The following is a 25,631-nucleotide window of genomic DNA, read 5'->3' as shown; positions in this document are numbered from 1 at the left end:
GAGTCCCGCCACTAGATCAGCCAGAGCACCGCGCCGCCGACCGCGAGCACGGTCAGCACCAGCAGGATGATCGCCAGCACCTTCGCCGTCTTCCAGGTGGTGTAGACGCCACCGGCCAGGAAGCCCGCCAGCGCGAGCAGGCCGATGACGACGACCTCCTTCGGCATCAGAGCACGCCCTTGGTCGACGGGATGCCGCCGACGCGCGGGTCGGGCTCCACGGCCGCGCGCAGGGCACGGGCGATCGCCTTGTACTCGGCCTCGGCGATGTGGTGCGGGTCGCGGCCGTACTCGACGCGCACGTGCAGTGCGATCTGCGCGTGGAACGCGAGCGACTCGAACACGTGCCGGTTCAGCACGAACGGGTAGTTGCCGCCGATCACGAAGCTGTTGAACTGCTCCGGCTCGCCGCGGTGCACGGTGTACGGGCGGCCGGAGACGTCGACCGCCGCGTGCGCGAGGGTCTCGTCCATCGGGATCCAGCAGTCGCCGAAGCGGCGGATGCCCTTCTTGTCCCCCAACGCTTCCCGCAGCGCCTGGCCGAGCACGATCGCGATGTCCTCGACCGAGTGGTGTGCGTCGATGTGCGTGTCACCCGTGGCGCGCACGATCAGGTCGAAGCAGCCGTGCACCCCGAACGCGGTGAGCATGTGGTCGTAGAACGGCACGCCGGTGCTGATCTCCACCTGACCGGTGCCGTCCAGGTCGATCTCCACGTAGACCGACGACTCCCTGGTCGTGCGCTCCACCTTGCCAACGCGACTCACCGGCTGACCTCCTTGCTGGCCGCGAGGAACGCGTCGTTCTCCGCGGGCGTTCCGATGGTCACCCGCAGGTGACCCGCGATTCCGACGTCCCTGATCAGCACGCCGTGGTCCAAATAGGACTTCCACACCGCCCGTGCGTCCTCGAACCAGCCGAACAGCACGAAGTTCGCGTCCGAGGGCACGACCTGGAAGCCCATGTCCGCCAGCGCCGCCACCACGCGGTCGCGCTCGGCGGCCAGCAGCGCCACCGAACCCAGCGTCTCGGCGGCGTGCCGCAACGAGGCCCGCGCGGCCGCCTGGGTCAGCTGCGACAGGTGGTACGGCAGGCGCACCAGCTGCAGCGCGTCGACCACGGCCGGTGCGGCGGCGAGGTAGCCGAGCCGCCCGCCGGCGAACGCGAAGGCCTTCGACATCGTGCGCGAGACGACCAGCCGCGAGCCGTACTCGTCGAGCAGCTCGATCGCGCTGCGCTGCGGCGAGAACTCCGCGTACGCCTCGTCCACGACGATCACGCCCGAGGTGGACGCGATCAGCAGGCGCAGGTCGTCGAGCGGGATCGACTGCCCGGTCGGGTTGTTCGGCGACGTCACGAAGACGACGTCGGGACGCGTCTCGGCGATCACCGCGGCGGCCTTCTCCACGTCGAGCGAGAAGTCGGGCCGGCGCGGCGTCGGCGCCCACTCGGTGCGCGTGCCGGCCGCGATGATCGGGTGCATCGAGTACGACGGTTCGAAGCCCAGCGCGACCCGGCCGGGCCCGCCGAAGGCCTGCAGGATCTGCTGGAGGATCTCGTTCGACCCGTTGGCGGCCCAGACGTTCTCCGCGGTGAGCGGGACCGAGGTCGCCGAGGCCAGGTAGGCGGCCAGGTCCTCGCGCAACGCCACCGCGTCGCGGTCGGGGTACCGGTGCAGCTCACCGGCGATCTCCGCGACCGCCGCCACCACGTCCGCCGCGAGCGCGTCCGTCGGCGCGTACGGGTTCTCGTTGGTGTTCAGCCGGTACGGCACGTCGAGCTGCGGCGCGCCGTAGGGCGTGCGGCCGCGCAGGTCCTCGCGCAGGGGCAGGTCGGAGAGCTCCACCCGTGCGCCGACGACGGGCTTCATCGGGGGAACCTCGCTGTCACGGCCTGCCCGTGCGCGGGCAGGTCCTCCGCGTTGGCCAGCGCGACGACCTTGCCGCCGACCTCGCGCAGGGCGTCCTCGGAGTAGTCGATCACGTGGATGCCGCGCAGGAACGTCTGCACGGACAACCCGGACGAGTGCCGCGCGCAGCCGCCCGTGGGCAGCACGTGGTTCGAGCCCGCGCAGTAGTCGCCCAGCGACACCGGCGCGTACGGACCGACGAAGATCGCGCCGGCCGACCGGATCCGCTCGGCCACGGCACGCGCGTCGCGCGTCTGGATCTCCAGGTGCTCGGCGGCGTAGGCGTTGACGACCCGGACCCCTTCGTCCACGGAGGACACCAGGACCGTGCCGGACTGCTTGCCGGTCAACGCCGTGCGCACCCGCTCGTCGTGCTTGGTCGCACCGGCCTGGCGCTTCAGCTCGACGTCGACGGCGTCCGCCAGCTCGACGGAGTCCGTGACCAGCACGGACGCGGCCAGCGTGTCGTGCTCGGCCTGCGAGATCAGGTCGGCGGCGACGTGCACCGGGTCGGCCGTGGAGTCCGCGAGGATCGCGATCTCGGTCGGGCCGGCCTCGGCGTCGATGCCGACCAGCCCGCGCAACAGGCGCTTGGCGGCGGCCACGTAGATGTTGCCCGGCCCGGTCACCATGTCGACCGGCGCGAGCTCGGTGCCGTCGGTGTCCACGCCGCCGTGTGCCAGCAACGCCACGGCCTGCGCGCCACCGACGGCCCAGACCTCCTCGACGCCGAGCAGCGCGGCAGCGGCCAGGATCGTCGGGTGCGGCAGACCGTCGAACTCGGCCTGCGGCGGCGAGCACACCACCAGCGACTCGACGCCCGCGATCTGCGCGGGCACGACGTTCATCACGACCGACGACGGGTACACGGCGAGGCCGCCCGGCGCGTACAGGCCGACGCGCTCGACCGGGACCCACTTCTCGGTGACCGTGCCACCGGCCACGACCTGGGTGGTCTTCTCGGTGCGCACCTGGTCGGCGTGCACGCGGCGGGCACGGGCGACGGACTCCTCCAGCGCCTCGCGGACGGCGGGGTCCAACGACGACAGAGCAGACGAGATGGCGGAAGCGGGCACGCGGACGGAGGCAGGACGGACACGGTCGAACTTCTCCGTGTACTCGAGAGCCGCCTCGACGCCGCGTTCGGCCACCGCGTCCACGACGGGACGCACGTGATGCAGAACCGCGTCCACGTCCATCTCTGCGCGCGGCACGATGGCGCGCAACTGAGCGGGAGTCGTGGTGCGACCTCGCAGGTCGATGCGGTTCAGCATGCCCTACAGGGTAGTTCCTGCGGAAATCTGTCAACGGTCAGCCCGCTATCGGCGCTACCTCATCCCGTGACCAGGCCGCCACGCTCGGTCGAGCACCACTCCGTCGCAAACCCCTGCTGATGATGGAGGAAAGATGTTGAAGAAGCGCCGCGGCAAGATCGCCGCAGTGCTCGCGCTGTGCCTGCCCGTGCTGGTAGCGGGCATGGCGGTGCCCAGCACCGCCGACTCCGGCCGCTACCTGCTGGAGGTCGAGGCGAACACGTCGGCCGAACGCACGCAGGTCGCCCAGATCGGCGTCGACGTGCTCGGCGCGACGAAGCTCACCACCGTCCAGGTCGTCGCCGACAAGTCCCAGTACCGCGCCCTGCAGGCGACGGGACTGCCGGTGAGGTACGTCGGTGACTTCGAGCAGGAGCTGAAGAAGCTCGGCAAGGTCGACTTCGCGGACCCGGCTCCCGGTCAGGTCGGCACTCAGGACTTCCCGTCCGGTTACGCCGGCTACCACAACTACGCGGAGATGACCGCGGAGCTGCAGCAGACGGTCCGCGACCACCCGTCGCTGACGAGCCTGCGCAGCATCGGCAAGAGCTACCAGAACCGGGACATCTGGGCGCTCAAGGTCAGCGACAACGTCGCGACCGACGAGAGCGAGCCGGAGGTGCTGTTCGTCTGCGGCCAGCACGCCCGCGAGCACCTGACCGTCGAGCAGTGCCTGCAGATCGCCAAGCGCTACACCGACAACTACGCCACGCCCGCGGTCAAGAACCTGGTCGACAGCCGGGAGCTGTGGATCGTGCCGATGATGAACCCGGACGGTGCCGAGTACGACATCGCCACCGGGTCGTTCCGCGGCTGGCGCAAGAACCGCCAGGGCAACGGCACCGACCTCAACCGCAACTGGGGCTACAAGTGGGGCTGCTGCGGCGGCTCCAGCAGCAGCCCGACGTCGGACACCTACCGCGGCACGGCGGCGTTCTCGGCGCCGGAGACCACGGTCATCCGCAACTTCGTGAACTCCCGGGTCGTCGGTGGCGGTCAGCAGATCAAGACCTTCATCGACTTCCACTCGTACTCGGAGCTCGTGCTGTGGCCGTACGGCTACACCCGCGCGGACACCGACACGGGCCTGAACGCGGACGAGGCACGCGCGTTCCAGACGCTGGGCCGGCAGATGGCCGCCACGAACGGCTACACGCCGGAGCAGGCGAGCGACCTGTACATCACCGACGGCAGCAGCGACGACTGGATGTGGGGCCAGCACAAGATCTGGGCCTACACGTTCGAGATGTACCCGGCGAGCGGCAGCGGCCTCAACGGCTTCTACCCGCGCGACACGGTCATCGCGGCGCAGACCGCCCGCAACGACCGCGCCGTCGACCTGTTCATGAGCTACTCGGACTGCGTGAAGCGGGTCATCGGGCAGACGTGCTGACGCGGTCCAGCGCCTGATCGATCTCCTCTTCGGTGACGAAGTAGTGCGGGGAGGCCCGCACTACTTCGTCCAGGCCGCGCCGGGTCATGTCGAACCGGGTGGACGCGGCCTGGGAGACGGTGACGGCGACCTGCCGGTCCCACAGCCGGTCCTTCAGCTCGAGCGCCGGGACGTCGTCGCTGGTGAACGTGACGATGCCCGACTGCCGTTCACCGAGGTCCCTGACGGTGATGCCGGGGATGCTCGCGAGACCGTCACGCAAACGCTTGGCACGTGCCGTGACCTCGGCTTCGATCACGTCCAGGCCCTTCGCCAGCGCGTACTTCGCGGCGGCGACCAGACCGAGCCGGTCGGCGACGCCGTACTCCCACAGCTCGAACCACCGCGCGTCGTCGCGCGGCCGGTAGCGGTCGGGAGCCGTCCACTCGGCACCGCTGTGGTCGAACAGCCGGGGCCGCAACCTGCGCCGGACGTCGTCCCTCACCACCAGCGCACCCGTGCCGCGCGGCCCGCGCAGCCACTTGCGGCCGGTGCACACGAGCATGTCGTAGTCGAGCCCGCGCAGGTCCAGCTGACCGGTGGACTGGCAGGCGTCGAGCAGCACCAGCGCGCCGGCCTCGTGGGCGCGTGCGGTGACCTCGTTGACGGGGTTGACCAAGCCGCCGTTGGTGGGCACGTGCACGAGCGAGACGAGCTTGACCCGTTCGTCGAACTCCAGCGCCGCGACGTCGAGCTGGCCGTGCCGGTCCGAGGGCATGACCTCGACCGTCGCGCCGGTCTCCTCCGCGCGGCGCAGCATCGGCACCGCGTTGCCGCCGTACTCGACCTCGGTGACCAGCACCCGGTCGCCCTTCGCGAGCGGGACGGCGTCGAACGCGGTCAGCCACGAGCGGGTGGCGCTGTCGGTGAACGCGATCTCGGTGGGCCGCACGCCGAACAGCTCGGCCATGACGCCGTACCCGGCTTCGAGGTCGTCGCGGCGTTCGGCGGCGGCCCGGTAGCCGCCGATCTCGGTCTCACGCCGGAGGTGGCCGACCACCTCGTCGACGACCTCGGGTGGCGGGATGGAGGAACCGGCGCTGTCGAGGAAGATCAGGTCGCTCACGGCCCCACTCTGCCACCATCGAGGGTGTGGGGGACCGGACGTTCGGCTACTCGGCGCAGGTGAGACCGTTCCTGTGGGTGTTCCTGGTGATCACCCCGGGAGAGGTTCTGCTGATGGACCTGCTCGTGCCGTGGACGTGGCTGCGGATCACGTTGCTGGTGCTGGGCGTGCTGAGCGGGCTGCTGCTCGGCTGGCAGCTGTGGATGCTGACCGAGTTCAAGCACGCGGTCGACGACGAGCACCTGTGGCTGCGGTACGCGCGCGAGTTCGATTACCGCATCCCGTTGGCGGCGGTCGAGAAGGTGTCGCAGGGCCTCACGAGCCGGATGCTGGGCAGGACGCGGTCCGTTGTGGACGGCACGCTGGTGCTGGAGATCTCCGGCTCCACCAACGTGCTGGTGCTGCTGAGCGAGCCCCAGGAGGTCGACCTCGGCCGGCGCGGCACGCACGAGGTGACCAGGATCGAGTTCTGGGCGGACAACCCCGAGGCCGTCGTGCGTGCGCTGCGGAAATAGGCTCTGCGCCATGGTGGAGATCCCCTGCGGCAAGCGCATGCGGCCGCGGTACTGGCGGTTCCTGATCATCACGGCGGTCGGGATCGCGCTGGTCGCGTTCGCCCTGGACGTGTGGTGGCTGCAGGTCGTGCTGCTGCTGGTCGGCGGGCTGAACATCGTGGTGTGCGTGGGTGCTCTCTACGTGCTCTACAAGCAGCCGCACTCGGTGAGCGACGAGGAGCTGCGGCTGCGGCAGCTGGGGTTCTTCGACTGGCGCCTGCCGACCGCGGACCTGGCTGTGGCGCAGGTCGCCGAGCGCAGCCACAAGGGGCGGCGCACGGTCGAGGTGGCCGGGGACGCCGTGGTCATCCAGTCGCTGACGAAGACGAACGTGTCGGTGCCGTTCCGCGAGCCGCAGCTGGTCGACCTCGGCAAGACCGGGGCACAGCGGGTGAAGCGGGTGGAGTTCTGGGCGGACGACCCGGAGCTGGCCGTCCGCGAGATCAACGCCCGGACTACTTAGGCTCCCACTTGTCGAGGTTCCACCACGGGCCCCAGGACAGGGCGCCGTAGGAGTTCGGGTCGACGACCGGCAGGTAGCCGTTCCACGAGTCGCGCAGCACGTAGGCGTGTTCCGGGAACACCAGCACGGTCATCGAGGGCGCGGCGGCGTACGCCTGCTGGAAGAGCTTGTAGGCGACCGCGCGCTGGGCCGGGTCGATCAGCCTGCGGCCGTTCTCCAGCGCGGTGTCGGCGGCGGGGCTGCCCTGGCCGCGCAGGCCGTACAGCATCAGGTCGGGGTCGAACGGCGAGCCCTCGCCGGACAGCAGCGCGTCCTGGCCGACGCGCGGCCGGATCGCCTCCCACGACAGGCCCGCGAGCTGCACGTCCACGCCCACGGCCTTGGCGTCGGCGGCGAACGCGGTGGCGAGGTCGGCGCGCAGGTCGTCGCCCAGCGGGTACATCAGGGTGAAGCGGGCGGCCACGCCCTCGCGGATCCGGATGTTGTCCGGCCCGAGCGCCCAGCCGGCGGCGTCGAGCTGGCGGGCGGCCTCGGTCTTGTCGTAGCGGAACTTCACCGTCGGGTCGAAGTCCTCGGCCAGCGCGTCCGGCACCGGCGTGAAGCCCACCGTGCCCCTGCCCTCCAGCAGGCCGTCGATCATGCCCTGGCGGTTCACCGCGTAGTTCAGCGCGAGGCGGATGGCGGCGTTGCCGGTCACCGGGTGCGCGGCGGGCAGCGCGACGGCCCGGTAGTCGGCGCTGCGGTGGTACCGGACCTGCAGCCCCGACCGGTTCTCGAAGGTCGCGGCGAGCTTGGGCGGCAGCACCGTGCCGTCGAACTCGCCGTCCTGCATGCGCCGGGCGCGCTGGTTGTCGTCGGTGACGAACACGACGGTCAGCTTCTTGATCTTCGGCGCGCCGCCGAAGTAGCCGTCGTTGGCCTCCAGCAGCAGCCGGTCGCCCTTCTTCCAGTCGACGACCTTGTACGGCCCGGTGCCGACCGGCCGGCCGTTCGCGTTGGCCTGCTCGCTCGGCAGCACGCCCAGCACGAGCAGGTGCGGGAACGCGGCGTGCTGCTGGCCCAGCTGGAACCGGACCGTGGACGGGTCGAGCTGGTCGACGCCCTTGAGCGTGGCGAACCGGTCCTTGACCTGGCTCTGCAGCGCGGCGGTGTAGGTGGCGACGACGTCCTCGGCCCCGAACGTGCTGCCGTCGGTGAACTTCACGTCACCGCGCAGCTTCACCGTCCAGCTCAGCCCGTCCGGCGCCGGCTGCGGCAGGTCGGCGGCCAGCTGCGGGGAGAGCGAGCCGTCCTGGCGGTGCTCGACGAGGCCGTCGTAGATCTTCGACACGCCCTGCTCGCCGTAGCCGAGCAGCGGGTTCAGCGTGGTCGGCTCGTCGCGGTCGGCGAGCACGATCGACGTGCCGTTCGCCCCACCGTCCGGGCTGGGCGCGGCGGTCTCGGTGCAGCCCGCGAGAGCCAGCAAGGCGACGAGGATCAGTGGGTAACGCGACACAGTCAGCGACCCTACAGTGATGCTCATGCGCATCGCCGTGAGTCAGATCAGCTCCACCACCGACCCCAGGTCCAACCTGGAGCTCGTCCGCGACGCGGTGCGCCGGGCCGACGGCGCGCGGGTCGTGCTGCTGCCCGAGGCGACGATGTGCCGGTTCGGCGTGCCGCTCGGGCCGGTCGCCGAGCCGCTGGACGGACCGTGGGCCTCGGCGGTGCGCGAGATCGCGGTTTCTCACGACGTCGTGGTGGTGGCGGGCATGTTCACGCCGTCCGGTGACCGCGTGACGAACACCATGCTGGTGACCGGGCCGGACGTGCACCTGGGCTACGACAAGATCCACCTGTTCGACGCCTTCGGCTTCCAGGAGTCGCGCACGGTCGCGCCGGGGTCGGACGTGGTGACGTTCGAGCTCGACGGGGTGACCTTGGGCGTGGCGACCTGTTACGACGTCCGCTTCCCCGAGCTGTTCCGCGCGGTGGCGGACAAGGGTGCGTCGGCGGTGCTGCTCGGGGCGTCGTGGGGCGCGGGGCCGGGCAAGAAGGAGCAGTGGGAGCTCCTGGTGCGAGCGCGCGCGTTGGACTGCACGTCGTTCGTCGTGGCGTGCGGTCAGGCGTATCCCGGTGACCTGGGTTCGCCGGCGCCCACGGGGATCGGGTGCTCGACGGTCGCCGACCCGTTCGGCAACGTCGTTCTGCAGCTTTCCGACCAACCGGAAGTCTCGGTCGTGGACCTCGATCTCGCCGCGGTGGACAAAGCGCGGGAAGTCTTGCCGGTGCTGGCGAACCGACGGCTGCCTTGAGGGCTGGGCTGGGCTGTTCGTTCGGCTGAACGCTTGACCTCGGGTTAGGTCGAGCTCCCAGGATCGAGGACATGACTCTTCCACAGTTGCCCTCGTTCGTCCGCGGCCGCACCGACCTCGACGGCTACACGCTCTACCGCTCCGGCGAGTCGAGCGGCGCCAAGGAGGTCGGCTGCGTCGTGCTCGTCACCGTCGACACCGAGGACGTGGCCACCGCGCGCGGCTGGGTCGACTCGGTGTTCGTGGCGCTCGGCAGCGATCCGAACCCCCATCCCGGTGGCATCTCCGCGGCGTTCCACATCCGCGACGACGGCAAGCGCGTCATCAACTACGCGGAGTGGGTCAGCGCCGAGGACCACGTCGACGCGCTGTCGTCCGGTGGTGGTGTCGGTTCGCAGACCACGGACTGGCGCCGGGTGCAGAACTTCCCCGGCGTCCAGCACGTGAGCGTCGAGCGGTACCGGCCGCTAGCGGAGGTCCAAGCCGAGGTCGAGTGACGGGCTGGAGTGCGTGAGACCGCCCACCGCGAGGTAGTCCACACCTGTCTCGGCGTACCGGCGGGCCACGTCCAGCGTGAGCCCGCCGGACGCCTCCAGCTTGACGCCCGCCGGCCTGCGGGCCACCGCCTGCGCGCACTGCTCGGGCGTGAAGTTGTCCAGCAGCACCAGTTCCGCGCCCTCGGTCAGGGCCTCGTCGAGCTGCGCGAGGCTGTCGACCTCGACCTCCATCAGCAGGTCGGGGGCGTGCTCGCGGGCCGCGCGGATCGCGGCGCCGACCGAACCGGCCGCGGCGACGTGGTTGTCCTTGATGAGGATCGCGTCGCCGAGGCCCATCCGGTGGTTCACGCCGCCGCCGCACCGCACGGCGTACTTCTGCAGCAACCGCAGGCCGGGCAACGTCTTGCGGGAGTCGCGGACCGCGGCACCCGTGCCCTCGACCGCGTCGACCCAGCGCGCGGTCTGCGTCGCGATGCCGGACAGGTGGCAGACCAGGTTCAACGCCGTGCGCTCGACCGTGAGCAGGCCGCGGGCCGGTCCGGTCAGCACCAGAGCGGGTTCGCCGGGCACCGCCTTGACACCGTCAGGCGCCTCGGACAGGACCTCGACCTCGGGCAGGTAGCGCTGGAAAGCCGCCCTCGCAACGGAGACGCCGCACAGCACGCCCGCCGCGCGCGGGGTGATCTCCGCGGTCGCGACGGCCTTCTCCGGCACCGTGGCCAGCGTCGTGGCGTCGAGGCCGTAGCGGAGGTCCTCCTCCAGGGCGAGCTGGATGACGCGGTTCGCGTCGTCCCAGTCGAACTCGGTCATGCGACACCCTCCACCAGAGCGGGATCGGCCAGCACCGGGTCGGCCAGCACGGGCTGGCCGGTCGGGGTGAGCCGGACGAGCTGACTGCGCTGCCACGTGGTCGAACGCGCGGTGAAGTCGGTGCGCACGTGGCAGCCGCGCGACTCCGTGCGTTCCTGGGCCGCCGCGATCAACGCGCGGGCCGCCGTGGTGAGCGCCGCGTCCTCGACCAGCTCGCGGGACTCCAGCTGCTTGTCCACAGTGGACACGTCGAGCACCGAGCCGACGACCGCGAGGCCCTCGGCGTCCCGGCCGATCGCGGCGTACCGCGACATCACGCGCTGCAGCAGGTCACGGTCGGCCACGGGCGCGGTCGGCAGCGACGGTTCGACGGCGCGCGCCGGTGCGATCAGGCCCAGTGCCAGGTCCGACGCCACGGCATCGGCCGCACGGGTGCCGCAGACCAGGCCTTCGAGCAGGCTGTTGGACGCCAGCCGGTTCGCGCCGTGCAGACCCGTGCGGGCCACCTCGCCGACGGCGTAGAGGCCGGTCACGCCGGTGCGGCCGTCGACGGTGGACACGACACCACCGCAGGCGAAGTGCGCCGCCGGGGCGACCGGGATCGGGTCCACGGCCGGGTCGATGCCCACCGACGCGCAGGCCGCGTACACGGTCGGGAACCGGGAAGCCATGTCGTGCAACGAGGTCGCGTCCAGGAACACGTGGTCGTCGACGCCACCGGGCTCCAGTGCCATGTGCCGGGTGATCGCCGCCGCCACGACGTCGCGCGGGGCGAGGTCCTCCAGCGGGTGCACGCCCTTCATCACGCGCGCGCCCGTCGCGTCGACCAGCACCGCTCCCTCGCCGCGCACGGCCTCCGTGACGAGCGGGCACCGGCCACGCGCGCCCCGGCCCGTGTAGAGCACGGTCGGGTGGAACTGGATGAACTCGACGTCCGCGGCCAGCGCACCGGCCCGCAACGCGAGCGCGAGGCCGTCGCCCGTCGCCACCGACGGGTTCGAGGTCGCCTGGTACATCTGGCCGAGACCACCGGTCGCGAGCAGCACGGCGGGCGCGGTCAGCACGCCGGGCACGCCGTTGCCGTCGAGCACCAGCAGACCGCCGACCGCACCGAGCGGCGTCTTCACCGCGTCGACCGCGACGTGGTTCTCCAGCAGGGGAACCCGGCCGTCCACAGTGGCCTTGAGCAGTGCGCGTTCGACCTCGGCACCGGTCGCGTCACCGCCGGCGTGCACGACCCGGAACGCGCTGTGGCCACCCTCGCGGGTCCGTTCGAGCAGGCCGTCGGGCCGCGCGTCGAACATCGCGCCGCGCTCCCGCAGCCGGGCCACCGCGGCGGGCCCGTCGGTGATGATCGCGGTGACGGCGGCGTCGTCGCACAGACCTGCGCCCGCCGTCAGCGTGTCGTCGATGTGCCGGGCGACCGAGTCGCCGGGGTCGTGCTGGTCCTCCATGACGACCGCGACACCACCCTGTGCCCAGCGGGTGTTGCCGTCGTCGCCCGCGGCCTTCGTGACGACCAGGACCCGCAGTCCCAGCTCACGGGCCCTCAGGGCGGCGGTCAGGCCCGCCACGCCCGTGCCGACCACGATCAGGTCGGCCCGCGCCTCCCAGCGCGCGGTCATCACTCACCGCCGCCGGGCTGGCCGATCTCGATCATGCGCTGCACGGCGCCCTGGGCGCGCTTGGCGGTCTCCAGGTCCACGTGCACCTCGTCCAGCCCGTCGCGCACGCACCGCAGCAGCGCGGCCGGCGTGATCATCTTCATGTAGGTGCAGGACGCGCGGTCGTTGACGGCGCGGAAGTCGATCTCCGGGGCGGCCTTGCGCAGCTGGTGCAGCATGCCGACCTCGGTCGCGACGAGCACCTTGCGGGCGTTCGTCGAGCGCGCGGCGGTGATCATGTCACCGGTCGAGAGGATCTTGACCTTCTCCGCCGGCACGATGCCCTCGCCGCTCAGGTACAGCGCACTGGTGGCGCAGCCGCACTCCGGGTGGATGAACAGGTCCGCGTCCGGGTTCGCGGCGGCGCGCTCGGCGAGCTCCGGGCCGTTGATGCCGGCGTGCACGTGGCACTCGCCGGCCCAGATGTGCAGGTTGTCACGACCGGTCTCACGCTTGACGTGCGCGCCCAGGAACTGGTCCGGGCAGAACAGCACCTCGCGGTCGGCCGGGATCGAGCGCACCACGTCGACGGCGTTCGACGACGTGCAGCAGATGTCGGTCTCCGCCTTGACCTCGGCGGTGGTGTTCACATAGGACACGACGACCGCGCCGGGGTGCTGCGCCTTCCACTCGCGCAGCTGCGCGCCGGTGATCGAGTCGGCGAGCGAGCAGCCCGCGCGCTCGTCCGGGATCAGCACGGTCTTCTCCGGCGACAGGATCTTCGCCGTCTCGGCCATGAAGTGCACGCCGCAGAAGATGATGGTCTGCGCGTCGGACTGCGCGGCGATGCGCGACAACGCGAGCGAGTCGCCGGTGTGGTGGGCGATGTCCTGGATCTCGGGCAGCTGGTAGTTGTGCGCCAGGATGACGGCGTCCCGCTCCTCCGCGAGCCGCAGCACCTCGTCCCGCCACGCGGCGTTCGGCTCGACTCCGCCGTACACACCCGACGCGGTTCGCTCCACGATTGCGGTAGCGACCATCACTGCCTCCTCGATCCGGGGTTTTCGCCTATTGGTCGAAAACGTGGCCGATAGTATCAGCCGAGTGGCGGGCGTGGGACACGAAGTTCTGGCAGCTGTGCTGCGGGTGAGAGGTGCGTCACTCCAGGTCATGCTGTGGGAGCGCGCCAGGGAGCCACACGCTCACCGCTGGTCGCTGCCGGGTGGCGGGCTGCGGGTGGACGAGGACGTGGAGTCGTCGATCCGCCGTCAGCTGGCGGAGAAAGTCGACGTGCGACAGTTGTCACACGTCGAGCAGCTGGCCGTCTTCAGCGCGCCCGACCGCGTTCCCGGTCCGCGCGTGGTGGCGACCGCGTTCCTCGGCCTGGTCCCCTCCGACGTCGACCCCGAGGTGCCGGCCGACACGGGGTGGCACTGCGTGGAGTCGTTGCCGCTCATGGCGTTCGACCACTCCGCGATCGTGCAGCGAGCGCGGCACAGGCTGGGCTCGAAGCTGTCGTACACGAACCTCGGCTTCGCGCTCGCACCACCGGAGTTCACGATCTCACTGCTGCGCGACCACTACTCCGCGGCGCTGGGCTACCGGGTCTCCGCGACCAACCTGCAACGCGTGCTGTCACGCCGGTTGCTGCTGGAACCCACAGGTGGCACCGCCCCTCCCGGCCCGTCCGGAGGCCGCCCCGCCGCACTGTTCCGGTTCAGCGCAAGGGGAATCAAAGTCACCGACCCGTTCGCCGTGCTGAGGCCGCCGGGATCCGGCCGTCCAGCAGGCGGCAGTGCCACCCCGTAACGTTGCACGCGTGGCTGAGACGCTCCCCCTGTTCCCGCTGGGCACCGTGCTGCTGCCCAGCGCGTCTTTGCCGCTGCACATCTTCGAGCCGCGCTACCGCCAGCTCGTCGTGGACCTGATGACCGGCACCCTGTTCGGCCGCACCTTCGGCGTGGTCTGCATCAAGGAGGGCTGGGAGGTGGGCGCCGACAACGTCGGGTCCCTGCAGGACATCGGCTGCTCGGCCGACCTCCTCGACGCCCGCCCGCTCCCGGAGGGCCGCTTCGACATCGTCACCCGCGGCGTGAAGCGGTTCCGCCTGCTCGACGTGGACACGACCACCGCCCCGTACCTGCTGGGCAGCGTCGAGTACCTGGACGACGCCCCCGTCCCCGAGGCCGCCCAGGAGGTCGTGCCCCTGCTGGAACGCGGCGCGCGGGCGGCCCACGAGCGCTACTGCGGCGCGGCGTGGCACCGCGAGGACTGGTCAGCACCCGACGAGGACGTCGACCTGGGCGCGCTGTCGTACCTGCTTGCCGCGGACTGCCTGCTGCCGGTCGAGGACAGGCAGCGGTTGCTGGAGGAACGGTCGCCGGCGCGGAGGCTGCGGCTGGTGCGGCGGATGCTGCACCGGGAGACCGGAATCCTGAGCGCACTGAAGGCGGTGCCGGTGCCGCTGACGGAGTTCGGGCACGTGCCGAGTCCCAACTAGCTCTTGAGGAAGTCCCGGAACACGGGTAACGCGCGTTCGGGGTTCAGGTGGTGCGCGTCGGGTGCGACCGCTTGCCGTGCGCGCGGCAGCGTCTTCGCGAGCGCGGTGACGCCATCGGCGAGGTAGCGCGGCGACTTCGCGCCTCTCGCCAGCAGCACCTCGCTGCGCAGGGCGGTGAAGCGCCAGAGGTTCTCGCTGCCCTCCGCCACGACCCGGAGGTCGTCGCGCAACGTCGGCAGGAGCTCGCGCATGTCGCGCGGGTCCTCCTCCTCATCCCACTTGCGCAGCAGTGCCACCAGGACCCCGCGTGGCACCGCTCGCAGGAGGTGTGGCCCGGCCTCCAGTCCCTTGAGGAGCGTGACCACGGCCTCCGCGTGCTGGTTCTTCCGCAGCTCACGGTCGACCCGGGCGAAGACCTCCGCCTTGCGGGTGGTCACGCCGACCGGTGGCTCCCAGGCGACCACGTGGGTGATGCCGGGGACCCGCAACGCCGTCTGCAGCGCGATCACGGCACCGGAGCTGAGCCCGACCAGCTTGCGGGCACCGGTCGCCGCGAGGACGGCGCGGACGTCCTCGACCTCGGTGTGGAGGCCGTGACCGGGCCGGCACGGGCCGCTGCCGCCCCGGCCGCGGCGCTCCAGCACGTGGACGGCGAACCCGTCCGCCAGTCCGGCGGCGAGGTCGTCGAGCCCCTCGGCCTGTTCGAGCGGGCCGGGCACGACCACCAGGGCCTCGCCGGTGCCGGTGGTGCGGTGGACGATGGCGGTGCCGTCGGCCGAGGTGGTGGTGATGGTGGACCTCCCGGTGTTCACAGCCTCAACGCGCGCGTCACGTGGGTTGTTGCGCCGCTCCAGGACATGGCACGTCGGCCGCCCCGCAGAACCGTTGAGCCGCACCCGCGGACGCCATCAGGCTCATCCCGGCACGCCGGTTGTCGGATCGTTGGATTGTGGCCTTGTGGGATTGTTGAACAATCCTTACAGTGAGTGCCACATCACACTCCACCACTCCTCCACCACGCTGCGAGGTGTCCCATGAGCACGACCACGACCGAGGAGACAGGGCGCGCCGCCTGGTTCCGCAGTCTCGGCGCGAAGGGCAAGCGCGCCTTCGTCGGTGCGTTCGGCGGGTACGGGCTGGACTCCTACGACTACTGGGTCCTGCCGCTGAGCCTGGTCGCGATCACCGGCTACTTCGGCCTCACCAAGGCAGAGGCCGGGTTGCTGGGCACCAGCACGCTGCTGATGAGCGCGATCGGCGGCGCGGTCGCGGGCATCATGGCCGACCGGTTCGGCCGGGCGAAGACGCTGGTCATCACGGTGGCGGCGTACGCGTTCTTCACCGTGCTCTGCGGCTTCGCGACGAACTACGAGACGTTGCTGGCGTTCCGGGCGCTGCAGGGACTCGGCTTCGGCGGTGAGTGGGCCGCGGGCGCGATCCTCGTGGCCGAGTACTGCAAGCCGAAGTACCGCGGGCGCACGGTGGCGTTCATCCAGAGCGCGTGGGCGGTGGGCTGGGGGCTGGCGGTCATCGTCAACACGCTGGTCAGCTCGCTCGCGGATCCGAGCTGGTCGTGGCGGATCATGTTCTGGACCGGTGCGCTGCCCGCGATCCTCATCTTCTACGTGCGCCGCAACGTCGACGACGCCCCCGAGGTCAAGGCACAGCCCCGGCCGCGCGGCACGTTCCCGAAGATCTTCCAGGGCCCGATCCTCAAGACCACGCTGTTCGCCGCGCTGCTCGCGACCGGCGTGCAGGGCGGCTACTACACGCTCGCCACGTGGCTGCCGGCGTTCCTGCAGACCGGACGCGGGCTCACCGTCATCGGCACCGGCGGGTACCTCGCGTTCCTCATCACCGGCGCGTGGATCGGGTACGTCTGCGGCGGCTACCTGACGGACTACCTGGGGCGCAAGAAGACCTTCGTGCTCTTCGCGATCGCCAGCGCGTTGCTGATCGTGGCCTACACGCAGATCCCCAACGGCGCCAACACGTTGGTCATGTTCCTGGGCTTCCCGCTCGGGTTCTGCATGTCCGCGATCTTCAGCGGGTTCGGCAGCTACCTGTCCGAGCTCTACCCGACGCAGCTGCGCGGCACCGGGCAGGGCTTCACCTACAACTTCGGGCGCGCGTTCGGTGCGGTGTTCCCCGGCCTGGTCGGGTTCATGGCCGACCGGATGGGCATCGGCGGTGCGATGCTGTTCGGAGCGGCCGCCTACGGGATCGCGGTCGTGGCGCTCATCTGGTTGCCGGAGACGGTGAACAAGGAGCTGGATTGACCTCTTCCCCTCGCGGTTGAGGGGAGTTCTCGAGGCTCACGCCACGAGCTTTCTGCTTCGTCGCCGACCGCCCGCCCGGACTGTTCCGTTGAGGTCTTGCACCGGCTCCACAGACCGACACCGCCAGCCCGGCGGCCAGGATGTCGCGTGCCGCGTTCACGTCCCGGTCGTGGGAGGTACCGCAGGCACAGGCCCACGTGCGCACTCGCAACGGCAGCTCCGTTGCGAGTGCGCCGCAGACCGAACACAGCTTGGAGGACGGGAACCAGCGGTCGACCACGACCACGTCACGTCCACGCCAGCGTGCTTTGTACTCCAGCAACTGCCGGAACTGCCGCCAGCCCGCATCACTGATCGCGCGGGTCAGGCCACGGCCCGGAACAGCACCACACCATCCTCACAGTTCTCACGCACGAGCCGAGTGGTGATCTTGTGCAGGAAGTCGGATCGTCGATCAGCTGTCCGGGCGTGCAGCCGGGCGACTCTGACGCGGGCCTTGCGCGCGACTTCTTGCGCGACTTGTACCGCGGATACCGGGCACGCTTGGCGAAGAAGTGGGCGAACGCCGCCTGCAGGTGCCGCAACGCCTGCTGCAACGGCACCGACGACGACACCTCGCGCAAGAACGCGAGCTCGTCCGTGCGTTTCCATTCGGTCAACAGCGCCGACGTCACGTCGTAGCCGACGCGTTCCCCGCGTCGGGTCCACGCTTCCGCGCGGGCCTGCAACGCCAGGTTGTAGACCTTGCGCACACACCCGAATGTGCGTGCCAGCTCCGCCGCTTGCACCTCGGTCGGGTGGAAGCGGTACCGAAACGCCCGCTTGACCGGCACGTTCACGGTTCACAACATACCCAAACGACTTTCCAGGCCCACCCCAGGGTCGCTGAAGGAGCTGGAATGACGACAGCGGGCAAGGCACCGGGTCTCGCGCAGGCCAACCTGATCGCCATCCCGAAGGACTGGGCGTACGACTTCCTCCTCTTCACCCACCGCAACCCGAAGCCGTGCCCGGTGCTCGACGTGCTGGACGCCGGCGAGACGGTCAGCGCGCTCAAGCCGGACGCGGACGTGCGGACCCACGCGCCGCGCTACCGGATCTGGGAGCACGGCGAGCTGGTGGCCGAACCGGAGAACGCGACCGAGCACTGGCGCGACGACCTGGTGACGTTCCTGATCGGCTGCAGCTTCACGTTCGAGACGGCGCTGACGAACGCGGGTGTGCCGTTGCGGCACGTGGAACAGGGTCGCAACGTCGCCATGTTCGTCACCGACATCCAGTGCCGGCCGGCGGGACGGTTGCACGGGCCTATGGTCGTGTCGATGCGCTGGGTGCCGGAGTCCCTTGTGGACATCGCGCACAAGGTCACCGCGCTGATGCCGTCGGTGCACGGGGCTCCGGTCGGGGCCGGTGACCCCAAGATGCTCGGCATCGACGACGTGCACGCGCCCGACTTCGGTGACGCGGTGGAACCGGAACCCGGTGACGTGCCGATGTTCTGGGCCTGCGGGGTGACTCCGCAGGCGGTGCTGATGAAGTCGAAGCCGCCGTTCGCGATCACGCACGCGCCGGGGCAGATGTTCGTGACCGACATGCCGGACTTCGCCTACCGCGTCGGGTAGGCACGCGAGGGGGCGGTGTCCCGGCCGGTCAGCCGAGGCGCCGCCCCAGGTCGTCCAGGCCGTTCCAGGCCGCGCAGCAGCCGTAGGCCAGCGCCGCCGCCAGCGGCCACGCCAGGATCCCCCACCACGTCTCCAGCTGCGGCGCGAACTGCACGACGTCGTAGGGCTGGGCGGTGGCCGGCTGCGGGTACCTGCCCTCGACGGTCTTGCCGCCCTGCCACTGCATCAGCGCCGCCGCGGCCAGCGAGCCCAGGGTCATCGCGAGCATCACGACCGGGCCGCGCCGCTGCCGCAGCATCCACACCGCGATGCCCGTGACGAGGCCGGCGCCGAGGCCGATGACGACGAACACCATCAGCGCGTCCAGCCGGTGGTAGCTCTCCACCCCGTACGGCTGGAACCCGACGCCCTCCTGCGGCGAGGCGACCTTCGTCTGCGGCGGGGCGAGCCACGCCCACACGAACGCCCCCGCCATGCCGAAGATCGACGTCGTCAGCAGCACGGACAGGCCCGGCAGCAGGTCGCGCTTCACCACGACCTTGGGCCGCGGCCGGACGTAGTGGTAGACGTACGGCGGCTCCGGCACGGGTTCGAGGCGCACCGGCGCTGCGAGGTCGTCCATGCCGCAGAAGGTTACTCGTGCCCCGGACCGATCTCCCCGTGGCGGCTGCACCGCGCCGTCCACCCGTCCGGGGTCACCTGGACGACCATCCGGCGGGCGCACTCCGCGCAGTAGCGCGGCGGGTCGATCACGGACAACCGCTGACGGCAGACCACGTGGTCGCCGTCAGCTTCCTCTTTGCCGCAGAACGAGCAGTACACGGTCGTGATCATCCCGGGGAGCGTCACAGGGTCTGGCTCAGCGCCTTGATGGGCATCGACAGCTCTTCGAGCATGTCGAGGTCCTGCTGCGCCGGGCGGCCGAGGTTCGTCAGGTAGTTGCCGACGATGATGGCGTTGATGCCGCCGAGCATGCCCTGCTTCGCGCCCAGGTCGCCGAAGGTCAGCTCACGGCCGCCGGCGAACCGCAGGATCGTGCGGGGCAGCGCCAGCCGGAACGCGCCGACCGTGCGCAACGCCTCGGCGCCCTCGACGACCGGGTAGTTCTCGTACGGCGTGCCGGGGTTCGGGATGAGGAAGTTGAGCGGCACCTCGTCCGGCTCCAGCTCGGCGAGCTGCACGGCGAACTCCGCGCGCTGCGCCAGCGTCTCCCCCATGCCGATGATGCCGCCGCAGCAGACCTCCATGCCGGCGGTGCGGATCATCTTCAGCGTGTCCCAGCGCTCCTCCCAGGAGTGCGTGGTGACGACGTTCGGGAAGTGCGAGCGGGCCGTCTCGAGGTTGTGGTTGTAGCGGTGCACGCCCATCGCCACGAGCTCGTCGACCTGCTCCTGCGTGAGCATGCCCAGCGAACACGCGATCTGGATGTCGTTGCCGTCCTCGCGGATGGCCTTGATGCCGTCGCGGACCTGCGAGAGCAGCCGCTTGTCCGGGCCGCGCACGGCCGCGACGATGCAGAACTCGGTCGCGCCGGTGTCGCGGGTCTGCCGCGCCGCGCGGACCAGGCCGGGGATGTCGAGCCACGCCGAGCGCACCGGCGAGGGGAACTGGCCCGACTGCGAGCAGAAGTGGCAGTCCTCCGGGCAGCCGCCGGTCTTGAGCGAGACGATGCCCTCGACCTCGACCTCGGGGCCGCACCAGCGCTCGCGCACCTCGTGGGCCAGCGCGAGCAGCTCGGGGATCCGGTCTTCAGGCAGTTCGAGCACCTGTAGGACCTGCGCCTCGGACAGTCCGACACCTCGTTCGAGCACCTGCTCACGAGCCTCGTCGAGCACGTCGATCTGTTCCGGAGCTGCGGTCACGGTCTCTCCTCCTCCTGTGGCCTGGCGAGCACTATGCCTCACTGAATCCTCAACTGTGGAGCGACGTAGGTCACTGGACCGCGAACTGAGCCGCGAACGTCTCCGGCTCGAACTCGCCCCCGAACCACGGTGAGAACGATCTCTTGGCAACGGCCAGGAAATCCACAGAACCGAGCTTCGTCACCCCCTGGGGCAGCGCGCCGAGCAACGGCGCACCGGCCGCTTCCGGCAGGTCGGCGAGGTTGGTGAGCGACGCCAGGTCCGGGTGCAGCGGCCAGCTGCCCACGACGACACCGATCGACTCCAGGCCACGCCGCTGCAACGCCTCGGCGGTGAGCGCGGTCGTGTTCAGCGTGCCCAGCCCGGCCTGCGCCACCACCAGCACGGGCGCGTTCACCGCCCAGGCGATGTCGGCCAGCGTCGAGCCGCCCTCGTCGAACCGCACCAGCAGCCCGCCCGCACCCTCGACCAGCACCAGGTCGTGGGTCTCGTCGAGCTCCGTGACGGCCGCGGCGACGTCCTTGGGGTGGATCGTGGCCATGCCCGCGCGCCTGGCCGCGGTGGCCGGCGCCAGCGGGTCGGGGTATCTCGCCAGCTCACGGGTCGTGACGTCGCCCGCCAGCCTGGCCACCTCGGCCACGTCGCCCGGCTCACCGGGCAGCAGTCCGGTCTGCGCGGGCTTGAGCACCGCGACCCGTTTGCCTTCTGCCCTGGCCAGCGCCGCGATGCCCGCGGTGACGGCGGTCTTGCCGACCTCGGTCCCGGTTCCGGTGATCACCAGCACGCTCACGAACCATCACCCTAGGCGCTCACCTACGGTGATGGCATGAGTGAGCAACCGATCGTGATGTACGGCGCCGAATGGTGTGGTGACTGCCGCCGCGCCAAGGCCTGGCTGACCCGCAACAACGTCGCTTTCACCTATGTCGACGTCGAGCACGACGACGCCGCGCGGGACAAGGCGGTCGAGATCTCCGGCCGCAAGAACATCCCGGTCGTGGTGCTCCCGAACGGCGAGTTCCTGGTCGAGCCGTCCGACACTCAGCTCGCCGCCGCGATCACGCCCTGACAGATCGTCGCGATGTCGTCGTTCGTGCTGATGAACGGCGGCATCGTGTAGATCAGGTCGCGGAACGGCCGCAGCCACACCCCGGCGTCCACCGCCGCCTTTGTGGCCTTGGTCATCTCCACGGGCTCATGCAGCTGCACGACACCGATGGCACCCAACACGCGCACATCCTTCACGCCCGGCAACGCGCGCGCAGGTGCCAGACCGTCCTTCAGCCCGGCCGAGATCCGGGCGACCTCACGCTTCCAGTCCTGCGACAGCAGCAGGTCGATCGATGCCAGCGACACCGCCGACGCGAGCGGGTTGCCCATGAACGTCGGCCCGTGCGCGAGCACCGGCACCTCGCCCCTGCTGATCCCGTCGGCCACCCTCGGCGTGCACAGCGTGGCGGCCATCGACAGGTAACCGCCGGTCAGCGCCTTGCCGACGCACATCACGTCCGGGCTGACGTTCGCGTGGCCAGCGGCGAACAGCTCACCCGTGCGCCCGAAGCCCGTGGCGATCTCGTCGAACACCAAGAGCACGTCGTGTGTGTACGCGAGCTCACGCAAGACATGCAGGTAGCGCGGGTCATGGAACCTCATCCCGCCCGCACCCTGCACCACCGGCTCCACGATGATCGCGGCCAGCTCGTCCGCGTGCTCCTCGACCAGGTCGGCGAGGTGCTGCACGTACGCGGTGTCCATTTCGACCGGCGGCGCGTCCGCGAACACCTGGGTCGGCAGGATTCCACTCCACAACGAATGCATCCCACCTTCGGGATCGCACACGGACATCGGGGTGAACGTGTCGCCGTGGTACCCGCCGCGCCACGTGAGCAGCCGCCGCTTCTCCGGCCGGTTCTGCGAACGCCAGTACTGCAGGCACATCTTCACCGCGACCTCGACCGAGACCGAGCCGGAGTCACAGAGGAACACGTGCTGCAGCTCGGCGGGCGTGATGTCGACGAGCTTCGCGGCCAGCCGGACGGCGGGCTCGTGCGTGAGCCCGCCGAACATCACGTGGCTCATCCGCCCCAGCTGGCCGGTGACGGCGGCGTCCAGGACCGGGTGCCGGTAGCCGTGGATCGCCGCCCACCAGGACGACATGCCGTCGACCAGCTCGCGGCCGTCGGCGAGCGTGAGCCGGACACCGGAGGCCTCCGCGACGAGCAGCGGCTCCTGGGTGCCCGGCATCGGGCCGTACGGGTGCCAGACGTGCGCCTGGTCGAGCTTCAGCAGGTCGTCCACGCACCGCACATTAGGCGAGGCGGACGGGCAACGTGTGCAGGCCGCGGATCAACGTGCTGTCCCGCCACACCAACGTCTCCGGCTCCTGCGCGAGCGCCAGGCCCGGGAACCGCGCCAGCAGCTGCGTGAGCGCCACGTCGAACTCCAGCCTGGCCAGCGGTGCGCCCAGGCAGAAGTGGATGCCGTGCCCGAACGCGACGTGCCCCTGCGCGGACCGGGTGACGTCGAGCCGGTCCGGGTTCTCGTACTTCGCCGGGTCCCGGTTCGCCGCGACCAGCGACACCATGACGAGCTCGTCGGCGGGGACCACCACCCCACCCAGTTCGAGCGGTTCCTTGGTGTAGCGGAAGGTCGCGATGTTGACCGGGCCCTCCAGCCGCAGGAACTCCTCGGCGCTGGCCGGGATGAGCTCCGGCCGGTCCTTGAGGACCTGCAGCTGGTCCGGGTTCTTCAACAGGGCCAGCACGGCGTTGCCGATGAGGTTGACCGTCGTCTCGTGGCCGGCCACGAGCAGCAGGAACGCCATCGACACGAGCTCTTCGGTGTTGAGCTGGTCGCCGGAGTCGTCGGCGTGCACCAGCGCCGAGAAGAACGTGTCGTCCGGCTCGGCCGCGCGCGCCTTCTCGACGTGCTGGATCAGGAACTGCGCCATCGCACCGGCGGCGTGCTGGATCTGTTCCGGGGCGCCGAACGTCAGCAGCGTGTTCGACCACTCGCGGAACTCGTCGCGGTTGTCGATCGGGATGCCGAGCAGCTCGCAGATCACCGTGATCGGCAACGGGAACGCGAACGCCTCCAGCAGGTCGACCTCGTCGCCGTCGTTCATCTTGGCGATGAGCTCGGCCGCGATCTCCTGCACGCGCGGGCGCATCAGCTCGATGCGGCGGGCGGTGAACGCCTTGGTGACGAGCTTGCGCAGCCGGGTGTGGTGCGGCGGGTCCATGTTGAGCATGTGCACCGAGAGCGCGGACTCGAACTCGCCGCGCCGGGCGTCCTTCGGCGCGTGCAGGTCGAACACGTACCGGCCCTCCGCCATGTTCTTGCTGACGCGCGGGTCGGTCAGGGCGATCTTCGCCTCGTCGTACCTGGTCACGAGCCAGACCTTGAGCCCGCGCGGCAGGTGGACCTCCTGCACGGGCCCCTCGGCGCGCAGCAGGTCGTGCACCTCGTGCGGGTTCTGGACGTAGTCGTCGGGCAACCGGGTCAGTGTCGTCACCTCACCGAGTTAACCCCGTTTACTCGTCTCTCGCCACTCATTCTCGAGCGGTGCTCCTTTTCGCACGTCCACGGGTCATCGGTCTTGCGCCGCAACGAAGTTCGCACAGAACCGAACTGGATCGAACAGGGCGATAATCGACATCCGGCACATATTCGGCTTTTCGGTGCGGAAAACGCTTTCGCCCACTGTCCGGGAAACCGATGTGGTGCCCGGCCGGCGAGGTGGGGCGACCGTGATCGCGATGTGGGCGGGCGGTGACGCGAAGATCAGGAGCGCGGGGTAGCGTTCGAGCCGTGGTGGCCCCTGATCCCGTTGACGCCCGTTTGCTGGCCATGCTCGCCGACTCGGGCCGTGCCGCCGTGCACGAGATCGCCCAACGGCTCGGCATGGACCCGCGCGAGGCCGCCATGCGCCTGATCACGTTGTCCGGCAGCGGTCTGCCGTTGCTGGTGGGCGTGGAGTGCGACCCGAACGGCATCCGGCGCGCCCTCGCGAACGCCGCCGCCTACGGCAACTACCAGGGCCCGCCTCCCTCCGGCGCCTACGCCGTGCACCAGAGCGGCCCCCACCACGTGAGCGGCCCGCACCCGGTGGCGCAGTACGGCCCGCAAAGCCCGCAGTCGCACCCCTTCCCCGCGCAGCAGCCCCCGCAGAACCCCTTCGGCCCGCCGCAGTCCGCGGGCTGGGTCCGCGCCGACCAGCCGCAGCCCAAGCCGCTCTCGCGCACCGGCAAGATCGGCTCGACCCTGGCGGCCGACAGCCTCGAGGGCGCCCACCTGTCGATCCAGCTCGTCGAGGTCGTCGACCCGGCCGACTTCCTGTTCACCGCCGCCGGCTACAAGCTGGCCGAGGGCGAACGGGCCGTGGTCGTGCACACCGAGATCACGAACGCCTCGCAGGTCCCCTACACCTCGCTGCCGGACATGTACCTGGTCCTGGTCACCAAGACCGGCGAGACCGTCACGAAGGCGCCGGTGTCGCTGTCGTCGCGGCCCGCGCACAAGCTCGGCGTGCAGCCGGGTGAGACCGCCGGCGGGCACACGGTGTTCGTGCTGCCGGACACGACGGAGCTCACCCAGGTGCGGTGGAGCGTGCGGCCGGAGGTCGACATGAACACGCTCGTGTGGACGGTCGAGGACTAACGCAGCACCTGCAACGCCGCCTCGTGCACACCCGGCGCGGCAGCCAGGTACGCGCGGGTCGTCAGCTCCCACGGCTTCCCGTCGAGATCGGTGACCACCCCACCGGCTTCCTGCACCAGCAGCACACCGGCCGCGTGCGCGCGCACGTTCTCGTACTGCCAGTGCGCGTCCATCCGCCCGGCCGCGACCTGTGCGAGCTGGTGGGTCACCGGAACCGAGATCCGCACGTACAGCGCCTCCTTGGACATCGCGCTGTACGCCGCGCCCACCCGGTCCGCCATCTCCGGCCCCTGCCCCGGCTGCGCCTGCCCGGTGCCGACCAACGCGCCGTCCAGTGATGTCTTCGCGGACACCTGCAGCCGGACGCCGTTGAGGAACGCGCCACCGCCTTCGACGGCGGTGAACATCTCGTCGGACAACGGGAAGTACACCGCCGCGAGCACCGGGCGGCCGTCTCGGACGAGGCTCACGCCGATGTTCCAGTCGGTCATCCCGTGGACGGCGTTCATGTTGCCGCCGACCGGGTCGACCAGCCACCACTCGCCCGGTTCCAGCGGGCCTGAGCCGTGTTCGTCGTCGAGCCAGCGCGCGCCGGGCCGGATCTCGGCCAGCGCGGGCCGCAGCACGTCCACGACGGCGGCGTCGTTGGCGCGCACCCCGGCGACGACCTCGGCGAGGTTCGCAGTGCGCGACTCGGTCGAGTAGCGCCGAGTCATCCGGTCTCCGGCGCGGCGAACGGCCGTGACGAGTTCCGCGTTCATGGTTCCT

30 protein-coding genes are annotated in these 25,631 nt (G+C 70.5%); 11 read left to right on the top strand and 19 right to left on the bottom strand.

Features of this window, described 5'->3' with window-relative positions; all coding sequences use genetic code 11:
* Nucleotides 1-11: 11 nt before the first annotated feature.
* The 4 genes from BBK82_RS51690 to hisD are packed head-to-tail and all read right to left on the bottom strand — an operon-like array spanning nucleotide 12 to nucleotide 3,182.
* Nucleotides 12-167 carry a hypothetical protein gene (locus BBK82_RS51690; RefSeq protein ID WP_170067956.1) on the bottom strand — a complete coding sequence of 52 codons (156 nt, stop codon included), beginning with the start codon at nucleotides 165-167 and terminating at the stop codon, nucleotides 12-14.
* Nucleotides 167-766 carry an imidazoleglycerol-phosphate dehydratase HisB gene (hisB, locus tag BBK82_RS23240; protein WP_065916887.1) on the bottom strand — a complete coding sequence of 200 codons (600 nt, stop codon included), beginning with the start codon at nucleotides 764-766 and terminating at the stop codon, nucleotides 167-169. The genes BBK82_RS51690 and hisB overlap by 1 nt, the downstream gene beginning before the upstream one ends.
* Nucleotides 763-1,869 (bottom strand): histidinol-phosphate transaminase, encoded by a 1,107-nt coding sequence (locus tag BBK82_RS23235; RefSeq protein ID WP_065916886.1) that lies wholly within the window; start codon nucleotides 1,867-1,869, stop codon nucleotides 763-765. The genes hisB and BBK82_RS23235 overlap by 4 nt, the downstream gene beginning before the upstream one ends.
* Nucleotides 1,866-3,182: a histidinol dehydrogenase gene (hisD, locus tag BBK82_RS23230; protein ID WP_065916885.1), complete on the bottom strand. Its 1,317-nt coding sequence runs from the start codon at nucleotides 3,180-3,182 to the stop codon at nucleotides 1,866-1,868. The genes BBK82_RS23235 and hisD overlap by 4 nt, the downstream gene beginning before the upstream one ends.
* 133 nt (nucleotides 3,183-3,315) lie before the next feature.
* On the opposite strand from hisD, the gene BBK82_RS23225 reads away from it, so the two are divergent.
* Nucleotides 3,316-4,614 carry a M14 family metallopeptidase gene (locus BBK82_RS23225; RefSeq protein WP_065916884.1) on the top strand — a complete coding sequence of 433 codons (1,299 nt, stop codon included), beginning with the start codon at nucleotides 3,316-3,318 and terminating at the stop codon, nucleotides 4,612-4,614.
* On the opposite strand, the gene BBK82_RS23220 is transcribed toward BBK82_RS23225, so the two are convergent.
* Entirely contained in the window at nucleotides 4,595-5,719 is a 1,125-nt protein-coding gene (locus BBK82_RS23220) for an aminotransferase class V-fold PLP-dependent enzyme (protein WP_065916883.1), read from the bottom strand. The two genes, BBK82_RS23225 and BBK82_RS23220, sit on opposite strands and share 20 nt — an antisense overlap.
* A gap of 26 nt (nucleotides 5,720-5,745) precedes the next feature.
* Between BBK82_RS23220 and BBK82_RS23215 the strand changes: the two genes are divergently transcribed.
* Both BBK82_RS23215 and BBK82_RS23210 read left to right on the top strand, forming a co-directional pair.
* Complete coding sequence (locus BBK82_RS23215) at nucleotides 5,746-6,234, top strand: hypothetical protein (RefSeq protein ID WP_065916882.1); 489 nt, start codon at nucleotides 5,746-5,748, stop codon at nucleotides 6,232-6,234.
* Nucleotides 6,235-6,244: 10 nt separating this feature from the next.
* Nucleotides 6,245-6,736, top strand: coding sequence for a hypothetical protein (locus BBK82_RS23210; protein ID WP_065916881.1), 492 nt, complete (start codon nucleotides 6,245-6,247; stop codon nucleotides 6,734-6,736).
* Here BBK82_RS23210 and BBK82_RS23205 read toward each other — a convergent pair.
* Nucleotides 6,729-8,231: an ABC transporter substrate-binding protein gene (locus BBK82_RS23205; protein ID WP_237048330.1), complete on the bottom strand. Its 1,503-nt coding sequence runs from the start codon at nucleotides 8,229-8,231 to the stop codon at nucleotides 6,729-6,731. The two genes, BBK82_RS23210 and BBK82_RS23205, sit on opposite strands and share 8 nt — an antisense overlap.
* A gap of 25 nt (nucleotides 8,232-8,256) precedes the next feature.
* On the opposite strand from BBK82_RS23205, the gene BBK82_RS23200 reads away from it, so the two are divergent.
* Nucleotides 8,257-9,030: a carbon-nitrogen hydrolase family protein gene (locus BBK82_RS23200; protein WP_065916879.1), complete on the top strand. Its 774-nt coding sequence runs from the start codon at nucleotides 8,257-8,259 to the stop codon at nucleotides 9,028-9,030.
* Nucleotides 9,031-9,101: 71 nt separating this feature from the next.
* Nucleotides 9,102-9,527, top strand: a complete 426-nt coding sequence (locus tag BBK82_RS23195) for an antibiotic biosynthesis monooxygenase (protein ID WP_083268102.1) — start codon at nucleotides 9,102-9,104, stop codon at nucleotides 9,525-9,527.
* Here BBK82_RS23195 and nadC read toward each other — a convergent pair.
* Genes nadC through nadA form a run of 3 tightly spaced genes read right to left on the bottom strand, consistent with a single transcriptional unit; the run spans nucleotide 9,498 to nucleotide 12,981 of the window.
* Complete coding sequence (gene nadC, locus BBK82_RS23190) at nucleotides 9,498-10,337, bottom strand: carboxylating nicotinate-nucleotide diphosphorylase (RefSeq protein ID WP_065916877.1); 840 nt, start codon at nucleotides 10,335-10,337, stop codon at nucleotides 9,498-9,500. The two genes, BBK82_RS23195 and nadC, sit on opposite strands and share 30 nt — an antisense overlap.
* On the bottom strand, nucleotides 10,334-11,962 hold the full coding sequence (locus tag BBK82_RS23185) for an L-aspartate oxidase (RefSeq protein ID WP_071812654.1): 1,629 nt from the start codon (nucleotides 11,960-11,962) through the stop codon (nucleotides 10,334-10,336). Before BBK82_RS23185 ends, nadC begins: the two co-directional genes overlap by 4 nt.
* Complete coding sequence (nadA, locus tag BBK82_RS23180) at nucleotides 11,962-12,981, bottom strand: quinolinate synthase NadA (RefSeq protein WP_065916876.1); 1,020 nt, start codon at nucleotides 12,979-12,981, stop codon at nucleotides 11,962-11,964. The genes BBK82_RS23185 and nadA overlap by 1 nt, the downstream gene beginning before the upstream one ends.
* 130 nt (nucleotides 12,982-13,111) lie before the next feature.
* Between nadA and BBK82_RS23175 the strand changes: the two genes are divergently transcribed.
* The gene (locus BBK82_RS23175) at nucleotides 13,112-13,750 is read left to right on the top strand and encodes an NUDIX hydrolase (RefSeq protein ID WP_237048328.1); all 639 of its coding nucleotides are present in this window, start codon (nucleotides 13,112-13,114) and stop codon (nucleotides 13,748-13,750) included.
* A gap of 10 nt (nucleotides 13,751-13,760) precedes the next feature.
* Complete coding sequence (locus tag BBK82_RS23170; RefSeq protein WP_083268101.1) at nucleotides 13,761-14,441, top strand: LON peptidase substrate-binding domain-containing protein; 681 nt, start codon at nucleotides 13,761-13,763, stop codon at nucleotides 14,439-14,441.
* On the opposite strand, the gene BBK82_RS23165 is transcribed toward BBK82_RS23170, so the two are convergent.
* Nucleotides 14,438-15,253 carry an alpha/beta fold hydrolase gene (locus tag BBK82_RS23165; RefSeq protein ID WP_065916874.1) on the bottom strand — a complete coding sequence of 272 codons (816 nt, stop codon included), beginning with the start codon at nucleotides 15,251-15,253 and terminating at the stop codon, nucleotides 14,438-14,440. The two genes, BBK82_RS23170 and BBK82_RS23165, sit on opposite strands and share 4 nt — an antisense overlap.
* A gap of 222 nt (nucleotides 15,254-15,475) precedes the next feature.
* On the opposite strand from BBK82_RS23165, the gene BBK82_RS23160 reads away from it, so the two are divergent.
* On the top strand, nucleotides 15,476-16,720 hold the full coding sequence (locus BBK82_RS23160; protein ID WP_065916873.1) for an MFS transporter: 1,245 nt from the start codon (nucleotides 15,476-15,478) through the stop codon (nucleotides 16,718-16,720).
* Here BBK82_RS23160 and BBK82_RS56325 read toward each other — a convergent pair.
* Complete coding sequence (locus tag BBK82_RS56325; protein WP_335618122.1) at nucleotides 16,680-17,000, bottom strand: zinc ribbon domain-containing protein; 321 nt, start codon at nucleotides 16,998-17,000, stop codon at nucleotides 16,680-16,682. The genes BBK82_RS23160 and BBK82_RS56325 overlap by 41 nt on opposite strands.
* A 67-nt stretch (nucleotides 17,001-17,067) precedes the next feature.
* Nucleotides 17,068-17,559: a transposase gene (locus tag BBK82_RS56320; RefSeq protein ID WP_335618104.1), complete on the bottom strand. Its 492-nt coding sequence runs from the start codon at nucleotides 17,557-17,559 to the stop codon at nucleotides 17,068-17,070.
* On the opposite strand from BBK82_RS56320, the gene BBK82_RS23150 reads away from it, so the two are divergent.
* Nucleotides 17,518-18,342, top strand: a complete 825-nt coding sequence (locus BBK82_RS23150) for a putative hydro-lyase (protein WP_065916872.1) — start codon at nucleotides 17,518-17,520, stop codon at nucleotides 18,340-18,342. The two genes, BBK82_RS56320 and BBK82_RS23150, sit on opposite strands and share 42 nt — an antisense overlap.
* Nucleotides 18,343-18,370: 28 nt before the next feature.
* Here the strand turns inward: BBK82_RS23150 and BBK82_RS23145 are convergent, their stop codons facing one another.
* The 4 genes from BBK82_RS23145 to bioD all read right to left on the bottom strand — a co-directional run bounded on the left by BBK82_RS23145 (nucleotide 18,371) and on the right by bioD (nucleotide 20,994).
* Complete coding sequence (locus BBK82_RS23145; RefSeq protein ID WP_065916871.1) at nucleotides 18,371-18,964, bottom strand: DUF2567 domain-containing protein; 594 nt, start codon at nucleotides 18,962-18,964, stop codon at nucleotides 18,371-18,373.
* 11 nt (nucleotides 18,965-18,975) lie between these two features.
* Complete coding sequence (gene bsaP, locus BBK82_RS23140; protein WP_065921288.1) at nucleotides 18,976-19,176, bottom strand: biotin synthase auxiliary protein BsaP; 201 nt, start codon at nucleotides 19,174-19,176, stop codon at nucleotides 18,976-18,978.
* A gap of 11 nt (nucleotides 19,177-19,187) precedes the next feature.
* Nucleotides 19,188-20,204, bottom strand: a complete 1,017-nt coding sequence (bioB, locus tag BBK82_RS23135) for a biotin synthase BioB (protein ID WP_065916870.1) — start codon at nucleotides 20,202-20,204, stop codon at nucleotides 19,188-19,190.
* A 70-nt stretch (nucleotides 20,205-20,274) separates the two neighbouring features.
* A complete protein-coding gene (gene bioD / locus BBK82_RS23130) occupies nucleotides 20,275-20,994 on the bottom strand; it encodes a dethiobiotin synthase (RefSeq protein WP_065916869.1) in 720 nt (239 codons plus the stop codon).
* Between the two features lie 36 nt (nucleotides 20,995-21,030).
* Here bioD and BBK82_RS23125 point away from each other — a divergent pair, with 36 nt between their 5' ends.
* Nucleotides 21,031-21,273, top strand: coding sequence for a glutaredoxin family protein (locus BBK82_RS23125; protein ID WP_065916868.1), 243 nt, complete (start codon nucleotides 21,031-21,033; stop codon nucleotides 21,271-21,273).
* Here BBK82_RS23125 and BBK82_RS23120 read toward each other — a convergent pair.
* Nucleotides 21,246-22,448 (bottom strand): adenosylmethionine--8-amino-7-oxononanoate transaminase, encoded by a 1,203-nt coding sequence (locus tag BBK82_RS23120; RefSeq protein WP_237048417.1) that lies wholly within the window; start codon nucleotides 22,446-22,448, stop codon nucleotides 21,246-21,248. The two genes, BBK82_RS23125 and BBK82_RS23120, sit on opposite strands and share 28 nt — an antisense overlap.
* Nucleotides 22,449-22,512: 64 nt before the next feature.
* Nucleotides 22,513-23,718 carry a cytochrome P450 family protein gene (locus BBK82_RS23115; RefSeq protein WP_065916866.1) on the bottom strand — a complete coding sequence of 402 codons (1,206 nt, stop codon included), beginning with the start codon at nucleotides 23,716-23,718 and terminating at the stop codon, nucleotides 22,513-22,515.
* 296 nt (nucleotides 23,719-24,014) lie between these two features.
* Between BBK82_RS23115 and BBK82_RS23110 the strand changes: the two genes are divergently transcribed.
* Nucleotides 24,015-24,863, top strand: a complete 849-nt coding sequence (locus tag BBK82_RS23110) for an AsnC family protein (protein WP_154697443.1) — start codon at nucleotides 24,015-24,017, stop codon at nucleotides 24,861-24,863.
* Here the strand turns inward: BBK82_RS23110 and BBK82_RS23105 are convergent.
* Nucleotides 24,860-25,624 carry an inositol monophosphatase family protein gene (locus BBK82_RS23105; RefSeq protein WP_065916865.1) on the bottom strand — a complete coding sequence of 255 codons (765 nt, stop codon included), beginning with the start codon at nucleotides 25,622-25,624 and terminating at the stop codon, nucleotides 24,860-24,862. The genes BBK82_RS23110 and BBK82_RS23105 overlap by 4 nt on opposite strands.
* Nucleotides 25,625-25,631 lie beyond the last annotated feature (7 nt).

The organism is Lentzea guizhouensis (assembly GCF_001701025.1).
In the GTDB taxonomy this organism is placed as follows: domain Bacteria; phylum Actinomycetota; class Actinomycetes; order Mycobacteriales; family Pseudonocardiaceae; genus Lentzea; species Lentzea guizhouensis.
The sequence above is the reverse complement of the archived record's forward strand: the minus strand, read 5'-3'. Positions and strand labels throughout refer to the sequence as shown.

Excerpts from the sequence above, each read along its gene's own strand:
- BBK82_RS51690 (WP_170067956.1), bottom strand. The coding sequence starts at position 167 with ATGCCGAAGGAGGTCGTCGTCATCGGCCTGCTCGCGCTGGCGGGCTTC.
- BBK82_RS23235 (WP_065916886.1), bottom strand. The coding sequence starts at position 1,869 with ATGAAGCCCGTCGTCGGCGCACGGGTGGAGCTCTCCGACCTGCCCCTG.
- hisD (WP_065916885.1), bottom strand. The coding sequence starts at position 3,182 with ATGCTGAACCGCATCGACCTGCGAGGTCGCACCACGACTCCCGCTCAG.
- BBK82_RS23225 (WP_065916884.1), top strand. The coding sequence starts at position 3,316 with ATGTTGAAGAAGCGCCGCGGCAAGATCGCCGCAGTGCTCGCGCTGTGC.
- BBK82_RS23210 (WP_065916881.1), top strand. The coding sequence starts at position 6,245 with ATGGTGGAGATCCCCTGCGGCAAGCGCATGCGGCCGCGGTACTGGCGG.
- BBK82_RS23200 (WP_065916879.1), top strand. The coding sequence starts at position 8,257 with ATGCGCATCGCCGTGAGTCAGATCAGCTCCACCACCGACCCCAGGTCC.
- BBK82_RS23195 (WP_083268102.1), top strand. The coding sequence starts at position 9,102 with ATGACTCTTCCACAGTTGCCCTCGTTCGTCCGCGGCCGCACCGACCTC.
- nadC (WP_065916877.1), bottom strand. The coding sequence starts at position 10,337 with ATGACCGAGTTCGACTGGGACGACGCGAACCGCGTCATCCAGCTCGCC.
- BBK82_RS23185 (WP_071812654.1), bottom strand. The coding sequence starts at position 11,962 with ATGACCGCGCGCTGGGAGGCGCGGGCCGACCTGATCGTGGTCGGCACG.
- nadA (WP_065916876.1), bottom strand. The coding sequence starts at position 12,981 with ATGGTCGCTACCGCAATCGTGGAGCGAACCGCGTCGGGTGTGTACGGC.
- BBK82_RS23175 (WP_237048328.1), top strand. The coding sequence starts at position 13,112 with ATGCTGTGGGAGCGCGCCAGGGAGCCACACGCTCACCGCTGGTCGCTG.
- BBK82_RS23160 (WP_065916873.1), top strand. The coding sequence starts at position 15,476 with ATGAGCACGACCACGACCGAGGAGACAGGGCGCGCCGCCTGGTTCCGC.
- BBK82_RS23145 (WP_065916871.1), bottom strand. The coding sequence starts at position 18,964 with ATGGACGACCTCGCAGCGCCGGTGCGCCTCGAACCCGTGCCGGAGCCG.
- bsaP (WP_065921288.1), bottom strand. The coding sequence starts at position 19,176 with ATGATCACGACCGTGTACTGCTCGTTCTGCGGCAAAGAGGAAGCTGAC.
- BBK82_RS23125 (WP_065916868.1), top strand. The coding sequence starts at position 21,031 with ATGAGTGAGCAACCGATCGTGATGTACGGCGCCGAATGGTGTGGTGAC.
- BBK82_RS23120 (WP_237048417.1), bottom strand. The coding sequence starts at position 22,448 with ATGCCGGGCACCCAGGAGCCGCTGCTCGTCGCGGAGGCCTCCGGTGTC.
- BBK82_RS23105 (WP_065916865.1), bottom strand. The coding sequence starts at position 25,624 with ATGAACGCGGAACTCGTCACGGCCGTTCGCCGCGCCGGAGACCGGATG.